General features: G+C 65.8%; 17 protein-coding genes, 1 tRNA gene and 1 other RNA gene. 16 read left to right on the top strand and 3 right to left on the bottom strand.

Annotated elements, in window-relative coordinates; translation table 11 throughout:
* Positions 1–243 precede the first annotated feature (243 nt).
* Positions 244–699: a Holliday junction resolvase RuvX gene (gene ruvX, locus NT151_06350; GenBank protein ID MCX6538542.1), complete on the bottom strand. Its 456-nt coding sequence runs from the start codon at positions 697–699 to the stop codon at positions 244–246.
* Between the two features lie 323 nt (positions 700–1,022).
* On the opposite strand from ruvX, the gene NT151_06355 reads away from it, so the two are divergent.
* From NT151_06355 to NT151_06430, 16 genes are all read left to right on the top strand, one after another.
* A complete protein-coding gene (locus tag NT151_06355) occupies positions 1,023–3,083 on the top strand; it encodes an alkaline phosphatase family protein (GenBank protein MCX6538543.1) in 2,061 nt (686 codons plus the stop codon).
* An 89-nt stretch (positions 3,084–3,172) separates the two neighbouring features.
* Positions 3,173–4,303 (top strand): peptidoglycan DD-metalloendopeptidase family protein, encoded by a 1,131-nt coding sequence (locus tag NT151_06360; GenBank protein ID MCX6538544.1) that lies wholly within the window; start codon positions 3,173–3,175, stop codon positions 4,301–4,303.
* A gap of 16 nt (positions 4,304–4,319) precedes the next feature.
* Positions 4,320–5,486, top strand: coding sequence for a S41 family peptidase (locus tag NT151_06365; protein MCX6538545.1), 1,167 nt, complete (start codon positions 4,320–4,322; stop codon positions 5,484–5,486).
* A gap of 93 nt (positions 5,487–5,579) precedes the next feature.
* Positions 5,580–5,852, top strand: coding sequence for an HU family DNA-binding protein (locus NT151_06370; GenBank protein MCX6538546.1), 273 nt, complete (start codon positions 5,580–5,582; stop codon positions 5,850–5,852).
* Between the two features lie 179 nt (positions 5,853–6,031).
* Positions 6,032–6,108 (top strand) — tRNA-Val (locus NT151_06375).
* 83 nt (positions 6,109–6,191) lie between these two features.
* The gene (gene thrS, locus NT151_06380; protein ID MCX6538547.1) at positions 6,192–8,120 is read left to right on the top strand and encodes a threonine--tRNA ligase; all 1,929 of its coding nucleotides are present in this window, start codon (positions 6,192–6,194) and stop codon (positions 8,118–8,120) included.
* Positions 8,121–8,132: 12 nt separating this feature from the next.
* Positions 8,133–8,882, top strand: coding sequence for a translation initiation factor IF-3 (infC, locus tag NT151_06385; protein ID MCX6538548.1), 750 nt, complete (start codon positions 8,133–8,135; stop codon positions 8,880–8,882).
* A 165-nt stretch (positions 8,883–9,047) separates the two neighbouring features.
* On the top strand, positions 9,048–9,245 hold the full coding sequence (gene rpmI, locus NT151_06390; GenBank protein ID MCX6538549.1) for a 50S ribosomal protein L35: 198 nt from the start codon (positions 9,048–9,050) through the stop codon (positions 9,243–9,245).
* 144 nt (positions 9,246–9,389) lie between these two features.
* Positions 9,390–9,839 carry a 50S ribosomal protein L20 gene (rplT, locus tag NT151_06395; protein MCX6538550.1) on the top strand — a complete coding sequence of 150 codons (450 nt, stop codon included), beginning with the start codon at positions 9,390–9,392 and terminating at the stop codon, positions 9,837–9,839.
* Positions 9,840–9,867: 28 nt separating this feature from the next.
* On the top strand, positions 9,868–10,143 hold the full coding sequence (locus tag NT151_06400) for a hypothetical protein (GenBank protein ID MCX6538551.1): 276 nt from the start codon (positions 9,868–9,870) through the stop codon (positions 10,141–10,143).
* A 5-nt stretch (positions 10,144–10,148) separates the two neighbouring features.
* Positions 10,149–10,436 (top strand): cell division protein ZapA, encoded by a 288-nt coding sequence (locus NT151_06405; protein MCX6538552.1) that lies wholly within the window; start codon positions 10,149–10,151, stop codon positions 10,434–10,436.
* A 63-nt stretch (positions 10,437–10,499) separates the two neighbouring features.
* A non-coding RNA gene (ssrS, locus tag NT151_06410) (6S RNA) lies at positions 10,500–10,680 on the top strand.
* A 108-nt stretch (positions 10,681–10,788) separates the two neighbouring features.
* Entirely contained in the window at positions 10,789–12,360 is a 1,572-nt protein-coding gene (rny, locus tag NT151_06415; protein MCX6538553.1) for a ribonuclease Y, read from the top strand.
* Positions 12,344–13,351 carry a thiamine-phosphate kinase gene (gene thiL / locus NT151_06420; GenBank protein MCX6538554.1) on the top strand — a complete coding sequence of 336 codons (1,008 nt, stop codon included), beginning with the start codon at positions 12,344–12,346 and terminating at the stop codon, positions 13,349–13,351. The genes rny and thiL overlap by 17 nt, the downstream gene beginning before the upstream one ends.
* Complete coding sequence (locus NT151_06425) at positions 13,348–13,614, top strand: DUF2062 domain-containing protein (protein MCX6538555.1); 267 nt, start codon at positions 13,348–13,350, stop codon at positions 13,612–13,614. The genes thiL and NT151_06425 overlap by 4 nt, the downstream gene beginning before the upstream one ends.
* Positions 13,614–14,117, top strand: a complete 504-nt coding sequence (locus NT151_06430; GenBank protein MCX6538556.1) for a 3D domain-containing protein — start codon at positions 13,614–13,616, stop codon at positions 14,115–14,117. Before NT151_06425 ends, NT151_06430 begins: the two co-directional genes overlap by 1 nt.
* A 423-nt stretch (positions 14,118–14,540) precedes the next feature.
* On the opposite strand, the gene NT151_06435 is transcribed toward NT151_06430, so the two are convergent.
* Entirely contained in the window at positions 14,541–15,557 is a 1,017-nt protein-coding gene (locus NT151_06435) for a hypothetical protein (GenBank protein ID MCX6538557.1), read from the bottom strand.
* On the bottom strand, positions 15,557–18,328 hold the full coding sequence (locus NT151_06440; GenBank protein MCX6538558.1) for a DEAD/DEAH box helicase: 2,772 nt from the start codon (positions 18,326–18,328) through the stop codon (positions 15,557–15,559). The genes NT151_06435 and NT151_06440 overlap by 1 nt, the downstream gene beginning before the upstream one ends.

The raw sequence follows: 18,328 nt of genomic DNA on the forward strand, positions 1-18,328 counted from the left end.
TTGAAATCGCTAGTCATGCTCCCCGGGATCGCCACGCTCCAGCGTGGCTCACACCCCGGGGCCGGGCTGGAGCCCGGCGATCCCAGGCCCCCGGTCCCTAATCCCGAACCCCGAATCCCGTCTTTCTACCGACTACCGACTACTGGCTTCTGTCTACCTTCTTGCGTCGTGCTTCTGTCGTGTTCGAGGGGCCGCTCCGGAAGCCGTTCTCCAGCCTTCCCGTCCCTCCCGAATCCCGAATCCCTAATCCCCAATCCCGTCAGGCATCGCCGTGCGATGCCCATCCAAATACTCCTGCAGAATCACCGCGGCGGCGGCAGCATCCAGCCGCCGCTTCCGCTCGCGCCAGTCGCGCTCGTGCATCGCCAGCAATCGGTCGGCCTCGTGGCTGGTGAGCCGCTCATCCTGGAGCACCACCGGACGTCCGGCCCGCGCTCGAAGCAGCTCCGCGAACGCTTCGACGCGTGGCGTCTGCTGGTTGGCCGACCCGTCGAGCCGGCGCGGCAGGCCCACCACGACCAGTGACACAGGCTCGTCGTCCTGCTCGAGCTTCGCCACCTGCTCGATGACCCGCGCCACCGCGATGGCCTGGTTCGCATCGCCCGGAATCGCCCCGACGGGCCGCGCAAGCGTCCCGGTGGGATCGCTCACCGCGATCCCGATCCGACGCTCGCCGTAGTCGATGCCCAGGACGCGCATTTCGAGTCGAAGAGTACTACATTCGTCTCCTGGGTTTCTGCCTCCGCTGAGTGTCGGAACCTCGGGCCGGGCTGTCCGCCTCCGCGCGTAGCGCTACGGCGAGACCTCGACGAAGCTCAACGAGCGAAGTCGGGGAGCCCGTCCTTCGGCGTTGCTCAGGACGCCCCGAGCACGGTCGAGGGGCGGCGATCCCAGGGGTGTCCAACTCCGTGCTTCCCGAATCCCCAATCCCGATCTGCCGACCGGGTCCCCGCACGCGGGCGGCTCGCTAGAACCGGTACGCTATACTGCGAAGAGGCCAACCGAAACCTAGGAAGATCACTGTGAAGTCAGCCACCGTTGTTGTTCTTGCCGGCGCAATTGCACTCGGTGCGGTCCACTGCGGACGCTCCACGCCGGCCGAGAAGTTCAAGCAGAAGATGGTGATCCTCGGCTACGACGGCATGGACCCCGTGCTGACGGAACGCTGGATGGCCGAAGGCCGGCTGCCGAATCTCGCGAAGCTCGCGGCGCAGGGTGGCTTCTCGCGCCTCGGCACGAGCCACTCGCCGGAGTCGCCGACGTCCTGGTCGTCGTTTGCGACGGGGACCAACGCGGGGAAGCACAACATCTTTGATTTCCTGGTGCGCGACCCGAAGACGTACATGCCCGATCTGGGCATCGTCAGGAAGGTGCCGCCCGAATTCCTCTTCAACTACATTCCGATCAAGAAGCCGGAGATTCATTCGATCCGCGGCGGCACGTCGTTCTGGGTCACGGCCGGTCAGGCCGGCGTGCGATCCAGCCTGCTGACCGTACCGATCACGTTTCCCGCGGAGCACGTGGAAAACGGCGAACTGCTGTCGGGTCTTCCAGTGCCGGACATCCGCGGCACCATCGGCACGTTCTACTATTTCGCGTCCGACCTGTCGCGGTACGAAGAAGGCAACACCGAGATGGGCGGCATCCTGAAGCGGCTGGTCTTTGATCAGAACGTGGCCCGCAGCGAACTCATCGGCCCGCCCAATCCGATCGTCAAGGCCCAGCAACGCAAGATCCAGGCAAAGGGCCCCGCGATCTCCGACGGTGACACGGCCGAACTGGCTGGATTGGCGGCCCGCGAGGATATCCGGATCCCGATCACGATTCGCTGGAATCGCCCGGAGCGCAAGGCCACGATCGACATCCAGGACACGACCATCAGCCTGGCCGAAGGCGAGTGGAGCAAGTGGGTGACGATCGAGTTCCGCGTGAACTACCTCGTGCGGCTCCACGGCATGGCACAGATGTACCTGGTGGGTGCCGACAAGGACCTCCGACTATACGTCTCGCCGGTCAACTGGCGACCCGATAATCCGCCATTCCCGATTTCGTCGCCCGCGTCGTTCTCGAAGGATCTCGACAATCGCCTTGGACACTTCAGGACGCTGGGCTGGGCCGAAGCCACCTGGCCGCTCAACGAAGATCGCATCGACGAAAAGACGTTCATGGACGATCTGTTCCGCGCCTTCGACGATCGCGCGCAGGTCATCATGCACCGTCTCGACGCGCGCGGGTGGGATCTGCTCATCGGCGTGATCGAATCCACCGACCGCGTGAGCCACATGATGTGGCGGTTCGAAGATAAGACGCACCCGATGTACAACGCCGAGGCCGCCGCCAAGTACGGCGACTCGATCCTGCGCGTGTACCAGCGCGTGGACCAGATGGTCGGCGAGGTCGTCAAGCGCGTCGGTCCCGACACGCAGGTCATCGTCATGTCGGACCACGGGTTCCATTCGTTCCGGCAGGCCGTCAATCTCAACACCTGGCTGGTGAACGCGGGATACCTGGCGATCAAGGGACAGCGGACCGAGCAGAAGAACCTGAGCAATCTGTTTCTGGGAAGCGGCGAGTTCTGGGAAAACGTGGACTGGTCGCGGACCAAGGCGTACGCGATGGGGCTTGGCCAGGTCTTCATCAATCTGAAAGGCCGGGAGGGCCAGGGCGCGGTCGATCCGGCCGACTACAAGACGGTCGTCGACGATCTGGCGGCCAGGCTGCTGACGGTCGCCGACCCGTCCAACGGCGCGCGCATCATCAGCGCCGTGTACAAGCGCGACGAGATCTACTCTGGCGAATACCTGAAGAACGCCCCCGACCTGCAGGTCGGCATGGTCGATGGCTACCGCGTCTCCTGGCAGACCACCCTCGGGGGATCGCCGCCGGGGAGCATCGTATATCCCAACATGCGGAAGTGGAGCGGCGATCACTGCGGATTCGACTACAAGACGATCCCGGGCCTGCTCATCTCGAACCGCAAGGTCACGGCCGTTGATCCGAACATCGTTGACATCGCCCCATCAGTGCTCAAATATTTCGGCATCGCCATCCCGAAGGACATCGACGGCCGGCCGCTGTTCTGACGCCCATGACCGCCGCGACCGCGCGACCGCGACCAGGGTTCCCCCGTCACTCCTCTTGGGCGGGGCGCGGGCTCTGGACCGCGGTAGCGGTGTGCGCGCTGGCGGGGATCGCGACCAACGCGCAGGCCCCGGCGGCCGACCAGGCACAGGTGCAGGAGTTGGCCAGGCGGGCCGCCGCACGCATCAGCGCCCTGCAACGGGAGGCCGACGCGCTCGCGGCGCGCGAGCGGACACTGCTCGACGATTTGCGCCGGCTCGAAGTCGAGCGCGACCTGCGGACCGAGCAGTACGCGCAGGGCGAACGGGACCTCGCCACCATCCAGGACGATCTCCGCACGACCGCGACGCGCATCGATCAGATCGAGGCGCGGGCGCGGGCGCAGGCACCGGCGCTGTCGTTCCGCATGGTCGAGTTGTACAAGCTCGGCAAGGCAGGCTACGCCCGGCTATTGCTCAGCGTCGACAACCTGCACGAGGCAGGGCGTGCCTACCGCTTCGTCTCGGCGCTGCAGCAGTTGGATCGGCAACGCGTGGCCGAGCACGGCCGCACGCTCGCGGACCTGCAACGCGCCCAGGCCTCGCTGGAAGACCGGCGGCGGCAACGCCTCGTCGTCCAGGAACAGGCAGGTGTCGCCAAGGCGGCCGCCGCCAAGGCGGCGACCGCACTGGCCGCGCTCATCCAGCAGATTGATCAGCGCCGGGACCTCGCCGCCCAACTGATGGGCGAACTGCAAACAGCCCAGCAGAACCTGCAGCGCCGGCTGGCCGGATTCGAGCAGGGCGGGCGCGCCGGAGCGGCTGGCGCGGTGGCCTTGCCACTCCGGCCGTTCCGTGGCGACCTCGACTGGCCCCTCGACGGGCGCATACTCGCGTCGTTTGGCCGGCAGCGCTATGAGCGGTTCAACACCGCGATCGTCAGCAACGGCATCCGCATCGCGGCGCCCCCTGGCGCCCCCGTGCGGGCCATTCACGAGGGCACAGTCGTGTTTGCCGAGCCATTCACCGGGTTCGGCAATCTGGTGATCGTCGACCACGGCGGACAGGCATTTACGATGTACGGCACCCTGTCCACCATGACGGTCGCGGCCGGCACGCACGTGATCAGGGGCCAGAACGTTGGCACGGCCGGGGCGTCACCCGACGGCGTCCCCTCGATTTATTTCGAACTGCGCGTCGACGGCAAGCCGGTCGATCCACTACAATGGCTCAAGAAGAAATAGTCGAATCCCCTTCATCATGACTACGCGCACCCGCATCGCTGTTGTCCTGATCTCAGCCCCCGTCCTGGCATTTGCCGTGGTGGGCAGTCTGCTGGGCCGGACATCAGCTCGTCAGGAAACCTATCCTCACCTGCGGGTGTTCGACGACGTGTTCAGTCTGACGACGGGCAATTATGTCGAACCGGTCGACGTCGACAAGCTGATGCACGGCGCGATGCACGGCCTGGCGGATTCGCTCGACGCCGACAGCGCGTTCCTCACAGCCGACGAAGTGAAGGCCGTTGAATCCGGCGCGCCGCTGCCGGCGGGCGATGTTGGCGTGGATCTGACGCGGCAGTACTACCTCCGGATCATCGCCGTTCGGGACGGATCGCCGGCCGCCAGGGCTGGCCTGCGCTCGGGGGACTTCGTGCGCCTGATCGATCGACAGCCGACCCGGGAGATGTCGGTCTGGGAAGGCATACGCAAACTGCGCGGCACGCCGGGCACGCCGGTGAGCGTCACGATCATCCGGGGGAATGCGGCCGATCCGCACGTGGTCAGCCTCACGCGCGAAGCGATGACGCCGGCTCCGCTGACCTCGAAGATGGCGGGCCATGGTGTGGGCGTCATTCGGATTGCCGAGTTCACGGACCAGACACCATCGGCGCTGCGCACCTCTATCGTGCAACTGCAGAAAAGCGGAGCGAAGGCGCTCGTCCTCGACCTGCGCAACACGGCGCGGGGTCCGCTGCTCTCCGGCATTGCGACGGCGCGGCTGTTTGTCGCGTCGGGCACGCTGGCGATGCAGGACACGCGTGGCACGAGCCGCCAGACGATGGTGGCCGCAACGGGCGACGGCAGCCTGGCCGTGCCGCTGGCGCTGCTGGTGGATATCGGTACCACCGGTGCGGCGGAGTTGTTTGCCTCGGCGCTGGCCGGGCAGAAACGCGCGGAGCTGTTCGGCGAGCGAACCGGAGGCCGGGCCGCGCAGCAACGGCTGTTCGCGCTGCCCGACGGCAGCGCGCTGTGGATGTCCTACGCCTGGTACCTGACACCGGCCGGGAACCCGATCCACGAACGCGGACTGCAGCCAGACGTGGCGATTGAACAGCCCGATATCGAGTTTGGCGCGGAGCCTCCAGCTGCTGATGCGACGCTCGACAAGGCGGTCGAGCGGCTTGGCAGCCGGCTATCGTCGTAAATCGCTTGACACGCCAGTACACGTTGCGTATAAACGCGACGGCGCAGTGGGAGCGGTAATCCCACCCCAGCAGGGTCCAGTTGAGGAGGACAGATGAACAAGCAGGAGTTTATTGCCAAGCTCGTGAAAGAGACGGGCGCGACCAAGGCGGCTGCCGGCAAGATGCTGGAAGCCACGCTCGCCACGATTAAGATCGCGCTGAAGAAGGGCGACACCGTGTCGTTCGTGGGCTTCGGCACGTTCAAGACGTCGCAGCGCAAGGCGCGCACCGCCCGCAACCCGCGCACCGGCGCCCCCATCAAGATCGCGAAGCGCCGCGTGCCGCGCTTCTCGGCTGGCAAGGCCCTGAAAGACGCCGTCAAATAACGGCGTTGCGCTGCAGCGTTCGGGACACCCCGGTCCTGCCGGTTCGGGCCCACAACGGGTCCATCCAGCACTGGTCGGCAGGGCCGGGAACCCACCTCGAAGCCCCTCCTTCGCGTTGACTGATCTGCAAGCCGGTTGCTATACTGGCTGGTCCGGTAAGCCTTGTCTTTCCGATGATTAGGCGCGTAGCTCAGCTGGTTAGAGCGCCTGCTTGACACGCAGGAGGTCAGCGGTTCGAGTCCGCTCGTGCCTACCATTTCCCCACGTCCTTGTGGCAGACAGGTCGACTGGGGTGAGGAGCCGGGCCCCTCGCAAGGGGCGGGACGTGCCGATCAATTGATGGATCAGATTACGGTTACACTCCCGGACGGATCGAGCCGGGGAGTCACACGAGGCACTCGCATCAGCGAGTTTGCGGCATCGATTTCGCCGAGGCTGGCGAAGTCTGCCCTGGCCGCAGTTGTCGACGACCGGCTCGTCGACCTGTCGAGCGCGATCGAGGCCGACCAGTCGATCCGGATCGTGACGGCGGACAGCCCGGAAGCGCTCAACCTGTACCGTCACTCGACCGCGCACCTGATGGCCGCTGCGGTGACCAACCTGTTTCCGGGCGCCCAGTGCGGCATCGGACCCGCCACCGACGACGGCTTCTTCTACGATTTCGTCGTGGATCGCCCGTTTGTGCCCGAGGACCTCGAGGCCATCGAAGCGAAGATGCGGGAGTTCGCCTCGCGCGACCTCCGCTACCAACGACAGCTGCTGCCCAAAGACGAGGCCAAGGCGTACTTCGCCCAACGCGGCGAACCGCTCAAGGTCCAGCTCATCGAGGAAAAGGGCGGCGCGACGGTGTCCTGCTACGCCATCGCCGATGTGTTCACCGATTTCTGCACCGGCCCGCACGTCCCGTCCGCGAACAAGCTGAAGGCGTTCAAGCTGCTGAGCACCTCGAACGCGTACTGGAAGGGCGACGCGTCCGGCCAGCCGATGCAGCGTATCTACGGAACGGCGTTTTCGAGCGACGCCGACCTGAAGGCGTACCTGCTGCGGATCGAGGAAGCGAAGAAGCGCGACCATCGCAAGCTCGGCCGCGAGCTGGGACTGTTCACCTTCCACCCGTGGGCGCCGGGCGCGGCGTTCTGGCTGTCGAAGGGCACGACGCTCTACCACCAACTCGCCAACTACATGCGCGAAGTGCTGTTCCCCGCCGGCTATGTCGAGGTCAAGACGCCGCTCATCTATAACAAGGCGCTCTGGGAAACCTCCGGCCACTGGCAGCACTACCGGGAGCACATGTTCCTGGTCGAATCCGAAGGCCAGCAGATGGGCGTCAAGGCGATGAACTGCCCGGGCCACATGCTCGTGTTTGGCACCGGCACGCGCAGCTATCGCGATCTTCCGCTGCGCCTTCACGAGCAAACCCCGCTGCACCGCAACGAACCGTCGGGCGTGCTCTCCGGACTGACTCGCGTCCGGCAGTTCGCGCAGGACGATGCGCACATCTTCGTGATGGAGTCGCAGATTGGCGAAGAGGTCGAGCGGCTGCTGCGACTGGTGCAGCGCGTGTACGGCGACTTCGGGTTGACCGTGCAGATGAAGCTGTCGACGCGGCCCGGGCAGTTCCTGGGCGAAGTGGCCACCTGGGATCACGCCGAGTCCGAGCTCAAGCGGGCGCTGGATGCGGTTGGACTGCCCTACGACATCAATGCGGGCGACGGCGCGTTCTACGGGCCGAAGATCGACTTCGATGTGATGGATGCGATCGGCCGCAAGTGGCAGTGCGCCACTATCCAGCTCGACTACCAGTTGCCGCAGCGCTTCGACCTGAAGTACATCGGGGCCGACAACACCGAACACTGCCCGGTGGTGATCCACAGGGCGATCTTCGGCAGTTTCGAGCGCTTCATCGCCTTGTTGATCGAGCACTATGCCGGCGCGTTCCCGCTCTGGGTGGCGCCGGTGCAGGCCATCGTGCTGCCGATCGCGGATCGGCACATGGCGTACGCTGCCGGCGTGCGGGATACACTGGTGGCGGCCGGGCTACGCGTGGAGCTGGACGACCGCCAAGAGAAGATCGGGTACAAGATCCGCGAGGCGCAGCTGCAAAAGGTGCCCTACATGCTCGTGGTCGGCGATCGCGAGATGGCCGAAGGCACCGTGGCGGTGCGAAGTCGCGCCGCCGGAGACCTGGGTCCGCGCGCTCTCGACGCGTTTGTCGACGCGGCCCGGGAAGAAATCCGCCGCAAGGGGCACGAGCCCCAGGCATTGTAAGGGGAGGCGCATATCGCTTTTGAACGTTCTGGTCCGCGCCGTGAAGAACGCACCCGTACCAACGAACGCATCCGCGTCCGCGAAATCCGGGTGATCGACGACACCGGCGCTCAGTTGGGCATCATGCCTCCGCCGCAGGCGCTGGCGCTGGCGCGCTCCAAAGGTCTGGACCTGGTCGAGGTGGCCGCAGCGGCCACCCCGCCGGTGTGCCGAATCATGGATTTCGGGAAGTACCAATACCAGGAGCAGAAGCGCACCCGCGAGGCTCGGAAGCACCAGAAGGTGATCGAGGTCAAGGAGATCAAGTTCCGTCCCAAGGTCGACGAGCACGACTACCAGTTCAAGAAGAAGCACATCGAGAACTTCCTGGCGGACGGCGACAAGGTGAAGGCCACGATCTTTTTCCGCGGCCGCGAGATGGCGCACCCCGAGATCGGGCTGCGTATCCTCGAACGGCTGATCGAGGAGTTGGGTCACGAGGCCGTGGCCGAGAACATGCCTCGGCGAGAGGCCAACACGATGCACGTGATTCTGGCCAGGCGCGCGGGCAGCGGACCCAAGCAGGCCGCCGCCCCACGACCGGCCCCCCGCCCGGCGGCGGTCCAGGCCGAAGCCGTGCCGATCGTCGAAGCCGTGCCGATCGTCGAAGCCGCGCCGGTCGTCGAAGCCGCGCCGGTCGTCGAAGAGGTGCCGGTCGTCGAAGACGTGCCGGCCGAAGCCGGGGTGGAGCCCAAATCCGAGGATGTCGGTCCGGACGCATAGTGCTTCGACTCGCGAATACCGTTGCGTATTCTGGCGAATCGATTAAGTGAATCATGCTCGCTCAGCACGACGTCCTGAGTGAATAAGTTCGTTGCCGAGCTTATGAATCGAAGGGCATAGGCGGGCGGGCCACCAATCGTCAGACGACAGGAGAGTAGAGACGTTATGCCGAAGATCAAGACCCATCGCGGCGCCGCCAAGCGGTTCAAGAAGACGGCGTCTGGCAAGTTCCTGCGCCACTCCGCATTCAAGCGTCATTTGCTGGGGAGCAAGACGACCAAGCGCAAGCGGCAACTGTCGAAGGCCACCGTGGTCTCGGAAGCCGACCACGCGACGCTGGAGAAGATGCTGCCGTACAAGTAAGCGCAGGGCGCACGCAGAGTTGGGGCCGCATCTTTGACTCGGGGTTGCCACCCCCCGCGATCGATGTCGGTCCTGTAACGGGCTGGGGCCACCGATGCCCCGCCCATGGTCCACTGAACATGTAGTGGCTGAAGAGAGGCAATAATGCCGAGAGTCAAGCGTGGCACCGTCCGGAGAGCCAAGCGTAAACGGCTACTGGGACGCGCCAAAGGGTTCTTCCTCAACAAGAGCAAGCTGTACCGAGCCGCCAAAGAGGCGGTCGACAAGGCCCTGGGATACGGGTTTGTCGGTCGTCGCAACAAGAAGCGGGATTATCGCCGGCTGTGGATCGTCCGCATCAACGCCGCGGCCCGCGAACACAACTGGACATATCGGGAACTGGTGCATGGACTGACGCTGGCCGGCATCACGATCGACCGGAAGCACCTCGCGGAGCTGGCGGTCAACGACAAGCCCGGCTTCAAGACGGTGCTCGATCAGGCGCGCCGCGCGTCGGACGCCGCGCCCAAGCCGGCAGCAGCGCCCAAGCCTGCGGCGCCGGCGAAGCCGAAGGCCACCACGGCGAAGGCGAAGACCACCAAGGCGAAGGCATAGCGCCGAAACGACAGGCGGCGGAGCAGCTATGGCAAAGACAGAACGGCCGGTCGTCACCGAGGCGCTCGATCGGCTTGAAGACAAGGTGAGATTGCTCGTGGCTCTGGTCGGCCGGATGCGCAGCGAACAGGCGCAGACGGCCGACGCGCTCCAACGGGCCACCCGCGAACTCGACGAAACCAGGACCCGCCTCAAGGAGGCGGGCGAGGCCAGCGCCGAGATCGCCGCGCTCAAGGACGAGCGCGAGGTGATTCGCACGCGCGTCAGCTCGCTGTTGGCGCAGATCGAGGACCTTAACCTGTAGCCGCCATGGCTGATGTCGTGGTACCCGTCGAGATTCTCGGGCAGCGGTACCCGATCCGCGGCACGCTGGATGCCGCGTACATCCAGCAGCTTGCCAGTTTCGTGGACGAGAAGATGCGGGCGGCCGCCGGCATGACGTCGGAAACCGATTCGGCGCGCGTGGCCGTCGTGGCCGCCCTCAACATCGCCGACGAGGTGTTCCGGCTCAGGGGCCCCGCCGAGAGCCACGAGGCCGAAGTGGCCGCGCGGCTGGCCAGCCTGGAACAGTTAATAGACGAAACGCTCGCCGGCTGAAGCGGTACGGGGCGCTTGACCCCCACCTCCCCCCGTTCTAAGATCCATCCAGACTTGAACTTGGGTGCCCTGCTTTGTGCGTGATGGTCGGAGGCTCGTTTGAGCCAACGTTTCACACAAGGAGCTGCGATGCCGAGCGGTGTGCATGCCTCTGCGAGAGGAAGCCTGAAGCCCGGCTCTCATAGCGGTTCCACCTGCTAATGGCAGGTTCATCGACCTCTCCACACGGCAAAGCGGGGCCTTTTATCCATCTAGCCCACCACGGCTGCCATCGCCGCGGGGTTGCCACACCCGCCAGGGCGCGTAGCCCCCGCGAGATCCCCGCCCCCGGGGGATCTCGAAAGGACGCGGCATGAATGAAGTGTTCTGGTTCGTCAACGCCTTGATTACCGCGGCGGTTGGCACGATTTGCCTGTTCGTGTGGTTCGGGAATCGGAAGCGTGCGGCCGTCGAAATCGTGGGACGCGCCGAGGAAAAGGCGGCCAGCCTCGTGCGGGACGCCGGGCGCGAGGCCGAGAACAAGAAGAAGGAAGCGCTGCTCGAAGCCAAGGAGCGGACGCACGAACTGGTGGTCGAGGCCGAGCGTCAGGCGCGCGAACGCCGCCAGCAGTTGGCCGGGATCGAGCAGACGCTCAATCGCCGCGAGGAAAAGCTCACCGAACGGGCCACGCTCCTCGAACATCGGGAGAAGGAACTTCGCACACAGGAGCAGGCGCTGCAAAAGCGGGACAAGGCCAGCACCGAGGCGGCCGCGAAGTACCAGGCGCTGGTGGCGGATCAGCAGCGCGAATTGCAGCGTGTGGCCGGGCTGACAGCCGACGAGGCCCGCGAGCTGTTGCTCAAGCAGATTGAAAGCGACGCGAAACGGGACGCCGCCAACCTGGTGAAGCGCCTCGAGGCCGAAGCCCGCGAGAGCGCCGCGGCGAAGGCCCGCCAGATCATCACCGAAGCGATCCAGCGGAGCGCCGCCGAGCACGCCGTCGAAACCACCGTGTCGGTGGTCGACCTGCCGAGCGACGACCTCAAGGGACGCATCATCGGCCGCGAGGGCCGCAATATCCGGGCACTGGAGATCGCCACCGGCGTCGACTTGATTGTCGATGACACGCCGGGCGCGATCATCCTCTCGGGCTTCGATCCGTACCGGCGCCAGATCGCCAAGCGCGCCATCGAGCGCCTGATCGCCGACGGCCGCATCCACCCGGCACGGATCGAGGAGGTGGTCGAGAAGGTCAAGGCCGAGCTCGATGAGGAAGTCCGGCGCGAGGGCGAAGCCGCCGCCTTTGAACTCGGCCTGCACGATCTGCACCCCGAGGTGCTGAAGCTGATGGGCCGGCTGAAGTACCGGACCAGCTACGGACAGAACGTGCTGGACCACTCGAAGGAAGTGGCCTTCCTGGCTGGCACGATGGCCCGCGAAATCGGATTGCGCACGCCGCTGACGGTGCGTGCGGCGTTCCTGCACGATATCGGCAAGGCCATCGATCGGGAGATGCAGGGCACGCACCTCGAGATCGGGCTCGAGTTCCTCCGCAAGCACGGCGAACAGCCGGCCGTGCTCGACGCGGTGGCCGCGCACCACATGGACGTCGACTGGCCGTCGCTCGAAGCGATGATCGTCCAGGCGGCCGACGCGATCTCGGCCGCGAGGCCTGGCGCCAGGCGCGACATTCTCGAATCGTACGTCAAGCGGCTCGAGAAGCTCGAAGGCATCGCCGATTCGTTCAAGGGCGTGTCGAAGGCGTTTGCGCTGCAGGCCGGCCGCGAGATCCGGATCATGGTCGAAAGCGAAAAGATCACCGACGAGGAAGCGATCTGGCTCTCGAAAGACATCGCGCGGCGCATCGAAAACGAACTCGAGTACCCAGGCCAGATCAAGGTCACCGTCATTCGAGAGACCCGGGCCGTTGAGTACGCCAAATAGCGTCGCGGCGACCGGCGAGCACGCGCTGATCGATCTGATCCGGACGCGTGTGCCTCCGGCCCCGTCGTGGGTCACGCTCGGCATTGGCGATGACGCCGCCGTGGTCGAGCCCGAGCCGCGCTCGCTGGACGTGTTCACGACGGACGCGCTTGTCGACGGCGTCCACTTCGATCGGGCGTTTACCCCGCCCGACGCCATCGGTCATCGTGCGCTGGCCGTCAACCTGAGCGACCTGGCCGCGATGGGAGCCCGCCCGCGTGTGGCGCTGCTCTCGCTGGTACTTCCGGCGGACCTTCTACTATCCGATCTGACGGCCATCGTCGATGGCCTGCTGGCACTGGCCGCCCGGCACAAGGTGGCCTTGGTCGGCGGCAATATCACCAGAACACCTGGTCCGCTCTGCATCAGTATCACCGCCGTGGGTTCGGTCCATCGGAGGAAGTTCCTGACACGGTCGGGTGCGCGCTCCGGAGACGAGGTGTGGGTCAGCGGTCAGGTGGGCTCGGCCGCAGCGGGGCTGGCCTCGCTCGCCTCGGGCGCGAGAACCGCCCACGCGATGACCGCGTGTGAAGAGGCCTACCTCCGGCCCGAACCACGGGTCCGCCTCGGACTCCTGCTCGCCAGCAACGGCGCGGCGTCGGCATGCATCGATCTAAGTGACGGACTGGCCGATGGCCTTCACCAACTCGCGCTCGCCTCGGAGGCAGGCCTTGTCGTCGACGGACAGGCCCTGCCGGTGGCGGCTGACGCGCGCGAGTGGTTTGTGGCGCACCAGGCCGATCCCGTCATCGCAGCCATCCGCGGCGGCGACGATTACGAACTGCTGTTCACGGTCAATGCCCGCCAGCGCGCGAGGCTCAGGTCCGTGCGGCAAACGCTCGGGCCTCTGGCATTGACCCGGATCGGCACGGTCACCGCGTCCCGGACGGTCCGCCTGAAAACGGCCTGGGGCGAATCGCCGGTGCCGGCCGGGTACGAGCACTTCAGATGATCCACGTCGCGCGCGCCCTGCTCCGCAAGTGGATCGAAGCGCTGCTGCACATTCACGACTCGCCGCAGCGGACGGCGGCGGCCTTCGCGGTCGGCGTGTTCTGGGGCTTTTCCCCGTTCTTCGGCCTGCACACCATCCTTGGCCTCATCGGCGCCGTACTGTTGGCCGCCCTGGCGTATCTAATGGCGCTGCCCGCCATCGTCGCCGGCCGAACACACCTTCATCTGCGGACGCACGCGGTCGCGTCGACGGAGTCGCGCTGATGCTGTCGCGATCGGGCTGGCAGAAGATCGTCGTCACCGCGCTCGCCGCGTTCTTTTTCGTCGCGGTGTACGAGGTCACAATCTTCGACTCCCGCTATGCCGCCAGGCAGGCGGTACTTCGCGAATCGACGGCGTTGCCCGCGGCAGGCGCGAGGCTGCGGTTCAGCGCCACGGCCTATTGCCAGGGCGCCCTGACGGCCTCTGGCGTATGGCCCCGCACCGGGATCGCCGCCGCCGACCCGGTGCTGCTGCCTGTCGGATCGGTCATCCAAATGCTGGCCGAGCCGCCCTACTCCGGCGTCTACACCATCATGGACACAGGCCCCATGATCCAGGGACGCCACATCGACATCTACATGTGGAGTTGCACGGAAGCCCTGCGCTTCGGCCGCCGCTCGGTGGAAGTCACCATCATCCGCCTCGGGTGGAACCCTCGCGACAGCACGACTGATGTGCTGCCGTCGCATCCGCTCCCCCTCGGCGAACTCGAACGCCTCAAGTAAAGCCCTTGTCTCACGGATTGTGGCAGGCGTTTTCCTGGGATCGCCGCCCCTCGACCGTGCTCGGGGCGTCCTGAGCAACGCCGAAGGACGGGCTCCCCGACTTCGCTCGTTGAGCTTCGTCGAGGTCTCGCCGTAGCGCTACGCGCGGAGGCGGATAGCCCGGCCCAAGAAAGAGCCACGCTGGAGCGTGGCGATCCCAGGGTGCAAGCCTATCCCGTCGCCTCCGACTGGCCGATACTGCTCTCATGAGGGGGGAGTGTTCCCGTATGCGTCTGTCATGGGCCTGCGGCCTGCTGATTCCGCTGGTCGTCGCGGCTGCGATACCGGCATCCGCCCAGATCGACGAACCGAACAAGGGCAGCATCGCTGTTGGCGGCGATTCCCGTGAAGGCCTGGGTGGTTCGGCGCAAAGCCTCCATGTCTTCAGGACTTCCCGCTCGACCCAATCTGGCGCCGCCGCTCCTGCCAATATCGTTTCATCCGTTCGGACACGGCGTTTCTTGCTGCAGCGCTCATCTTCGCAGTTGGGGTCACCCGTCGGCGCCCAGCGGCCGTCGCCGACGGTTTCGACCGCTTTGGTGGTTCTGCAGGCGTAGGGCTGACGGACGATTTGGCTCCAGCCGGCCCACTCTTCCGACCGATTTGGTCCGACGACTTCGCGGCCTGCGTCGTCTTCGGTGCCCGGCTGCGCCGTAGTGCCTGGATCGGCGCTGCTCGTGCCAGTTCCACCCCGAACACCCCGGCCACATCCTCGTCAGCCAGTATCTTAGACGAGGCCGGCCGCATCTTCGAGAGCGGCACATCGGTGCCGGCCCGTGCGAGCAGATCCTGCTCGTCGACCTGGCGCAACCGGAACAACAGCGCCGGCTGATGGTCAAGTCGCGCGCCGACGCCATAGAGCACCGCGGAGACGTGCTTGCACATCGATGCCCAGTCTGGACAGCTGCATGTGAATTCGATCTCGTGCGGCGTGGGAAACAGTCCCGTACCCTGTTTACAGAGATGCTCCATCACCGCCGTGGACAGCCGTCCCTGCAGCAGTTCGACCAGCGAATCGATCCCGCCGGCGCAGTGGCGGCAGATGGTCTTCCACCGCGAGGCCGGCACTTTCGCCACCGTCACCATCACGGAATAGACGTCCGATCCGCTGACGAGAGCCGTCACCTGACCGGCGGCGATCTGCAGATCGATGACCGAACCATTGCGCACGTAGGTACGCCCGCGCGGCAGCCGGTTGGCAAAATCGCTGTAGCGCTCGAGGTTGTCGCACCACGCGCCGCCCCAGAATGTGGTCGCGATCCTGCGCCCGACGATCTCGATCGGCGAGACGGCCTTCCCGGACTTACGCAAGGCCTTCTGTGTCCGAAGCGCCTGTCGACGCCGTTCCGCCCGTGTCACGTACGGCCGCCACCCGTAGTCGTCGTAGTCGTATCGCGCCACTATCCCTCCTTGAGCGCCGCGTTGACGTCGAGTGCGACAAGCCGCAGCAGTTCTTCGTTGTTCATTTCGGTGAGCAGCAGATCGCCGCCGCCCTCCAGCAGGTCCCTGGCGAGCCCGCGTTTTGACGCGATCAACTCGTCGATGCGTTCCTCGACCGTTCCGCGGCACACGAACTTGTGCACCAGCACGTTACGCGTCTGGCCGATTCGGAACGCGCGATCGGTGGCCTGATCTTCAACGGCCGGATTCCACCAACGGTCAAAATGTACCACGTGTGAAGCCGCCGTAAGGTTGAGTCCACTGCCACCCGCCTTGAGCGACAGCACGAAGAACGGCACGGTTTCATCGTCCTGGAACCGTGTCACCAGATCGCGTCTGGCTCTTACCGGTGTGCCGCCATGCAGGACCAGGCCAGGTCGCCCGAACACTGTCCCAAGGTGCGCAGCGAGTGGCGCCGTGATCTCGCGGAACTGGGTAAAGATGAGCACCTTCTGCTGGCGCGCCGCCACGACCTCAGCAATTTCGGTCAGCCGGGCCCACTTGCCGCTGTCGGCTGCGTTCCAGGCCCCGTCGCCCAACCATTGCGAGGGATGATTGCAGATCTGTTTGAGGCGCATCAGCGACGCGAGCACGAGCCCTCGACGCGCCATGCCATCGGCCCGCTCGAGGCCGTCGCGCAGGTCGCGCAGCGCCTGCTCATAGAGCGCAGCCTGCTTCCGGCTGAGAAGGGCATATGCATTCACTTCGGTCTTCTCGGGCAAATCCGAGATGACCGACGCATCGGTCTTCAACCGGCGAAGGATGTAGGGCCGCACCAACTCGCGCAGTGGACCGTACGCGTTGTGCGGCCGGTCGGCGAGGCGCTTGGTGAGTGCGGTGAACTGTTTCGCGGAACCCAGCAACCCGGGGTTGATGAAATCGAAGATCGACCAGAGATCGCCCAGGCGATTCTCAATCGGCGTACCGGTGAGGGCGATGCGCGTACGCGCGTGCAGCGCCTTGACGGCCCGGGTCTGTTTCGCCTCAGGATTCTTGATCGCCTGGGCTTCATCGATGATCACCATGTTCCAATCGGCAACGGCCAACCAGGGCAGCGCTCGGACCGATCCGTAGCTGGTAATGACCACGTCCGCCTTGCGCAGTCGGGTCTGGTCAATCGACTTCAACTCGTCGGGCAGCATGGCAGACGGGTGGGCGATGATGGCCGTCAGCGTCGGCGCGAATCGCGCGATCTCGGCGGCCCAGTTGGCCAGCAGCGATGCGGGTGCAACGAGCAGGCTGGGGCCGTCACCCGAGACGGACCCGGCGTGTCGCTTCAGCACGAGCAGGAGTGCCAGCACCTGGATCGTCTTGCCGAGTCCCATGTCGTCGGCGAGGCACGCCCCGAGGCCGAGCGACGACAGCAGGTGCAGCCACCGTAGACCCACCTGCTGGTAGGGGCGCAGCGTGCCGCGCAGATCCGTGCCCGGGTTTATCCGCGCGAGCGCCTCCGGCCCGCTCAAGGTCTGAAGCGTGTGCGCAAGCCACGGACCCGCGACGACGCCCGCCCACTCACCGCCGTCTGCCCTGGCGCTCTCGCTGGCCGGCGCGCCGGTTCCCGCGAGCAGACGCATGGCCTCGGCGAAGGTGACCCCGTTTGTGCTGGCCGCGCGATCGATCCGGCGGAACTGGTCAATCATGCCGCGCAGGCGTTCGCGATCGACCTCCACCCACTTGCCACGAAGAAGCGCCAGCCCCTCCACACCATCGAGCACCGCACGAATCTCGGCCGGCGTCAGGGGCTCACCATCGAGCGTCACCTCCATCTGGAAATCGAGCAACGCGTCCAGGCCGAGGCCACCGGGCGCCTTCGCGCCCACCGTGGCGGTCACCTGAGGGCGCGGCGGCCGGCCGCTCTTCCAGTTCGCCGGTACGCGGACCACGACGCCGGCTTGTTCCAGCGCCTCAACGTCGCGAAGGAAGGTGACCGCCTCGCGCGGCGTCCAGCGCAGCGGGTGAAAGATCTCGCCCTGGTCGACCATCGACTTCAGCCACGCGCATCGTTCGGCGGCGCGCTGGACGGGTAGCAGCAGCGAGAGCAGGCGCGTCTTGTTGGCCGCACCGGCGTACTCGCGCAATGCCTGGCCGAGCGGGAGATGCTGGGGTTTCGCCTGAGCGGATAGGCCGTGTGTGTAGGTGGCGAGAAACGCGAAGGGCGCTTCCGGGTCCTTGCGATTTTCGGCGAGGTGGAAGCACACGCGGCCAACGGTGTTCCAGGCGGGGTTGAACACCTGCAATGCGTCCTGGATACTGGTGGTCGTCGTGGCGATCCGGCGGGCAAACGCTGTCTCGATGGCGCCCCACAGGCTGCGGAGCACCGTGGTCGTCAGATACTCGGCGCCCGCCATCGGCGGCGCTGCGGCGACGATATTGCTGAGGACGACGTCCTCTGGCGTCGCAATACCAAACCGGCCAGCCGCCGCGTCGTCTGGAGCGTGATCGTTATCGGCGCGTTGACTGACGTGCGCGTCAGGATGCGCACAGATCGCTGTGACGAACTGTGTGGCGAAATCCCGCCAGTAGGCCAGCACGGGGGACAGTGTCGTCCCGACTTCTCCGGCTCCGAGCTGCAGGAGTCCCTCACCCGATCCTCTGCTGAAGGCATCGAGCAGTCGCGTGGCGACATCGCGGTCCGTGCCTGGTGGCTCGCCACCCTCTGTCAGCAACAGGTGACCGCGTGGTGTCAGGACGGGCGCCAGCAACGCGAGGGCGGTTGACGATGGCGGGGTCAC

The sequence above is a fragment of the Acidobacteriota bacterium genome (assembly GCA_026393675.1).
Lineage (GTDB): Bacteria > Acidobacteriota > Vicinamibacteria > Vicinamibacterales > JAKQTR01 > JBAXOX01.

What these genes read in the sequence shown, in the direction of transcription:
- ruvX (MCX6538542.1), bottom strand. Translation starts at nt 699, where the DNA reads ATGCGCGTCCTGGGCATCGACTACGGCGAGCGTCGGATCGGGATCGCG.
- NT151_06365 (MCX6538545.1), top strand. Translation starts at nt 4,320, where the DNA reads ATGACTACGCGCACCCGCATCGCTGTTGTCCTGATCTCAGCCCCCGTC.
- NT151_06370 (MCX6538546.1), top strand. Translation starts at nt 5,580, where the DNA reads ATGAACAAGCAGGAGTTTATTGCCAAGCTCGTGAAAGAGACGGGCGCG.
- thrS (MCX6538547.1), top strand. Translation starts at nt 6,192, where the DNA reads ATGGATCAGATTACGGTTACACTCCCGGACGGATCGAGCCGGGGAGTC.
- rpmI (MCX6538549.1), top strand. Translation starts at nt 9,048, where the DNA reads ATGCCGAAGATCAAGACCCATCGCGGCGCCGCCAAGCGGTTCAAGAAG.
- rplT (MCX6538550.1), top strand. Translation starts at nt 9,390, where the DNA reads ATGCCGAGAGTCAAGCGTGGCACCGTCCGGAGAGCCAAGCGTAAACGG.
- NT151_06400 (MCX6538551.1), top strand. Translation starts at nt 9,868, where the DNA reads ATGGCAAAGACAGAACGGCCGGTCGTCACCGAGGCGCTCGATCGGCTT.
- NT151_06405 (MCX6538552.1), top strand. Translation starts at nt 10,149, where the DNA reads ATGGCTGATGTCGTGGTACCCGTCGAGATTCTCGGGCAGCGGTACCCG.
- rny (MCX6538553.1), top strand. Translation starts at nt 10,789, where the DNA reads ATGAATGAAGTGTTCTGGTTCGTCAACGCCTTGATTACCGCGGCGGTT.
- NT151_06425 (MCX6538555.1), top strand. Translation starts at nt 13,348, where the DNA reads ATGATCCACGTCGCGCGCGCCCTGCTCCGCAAGTGGATCGAAGCGCTG.
- NT151_06430 (MCX6538556.1), top strand. Translation starts at nt 13,614, where the DNA reads ATGCTGTCGCGATCGGGCTGGCAGAAGATCGTCGTCACCGCGCTCGCC.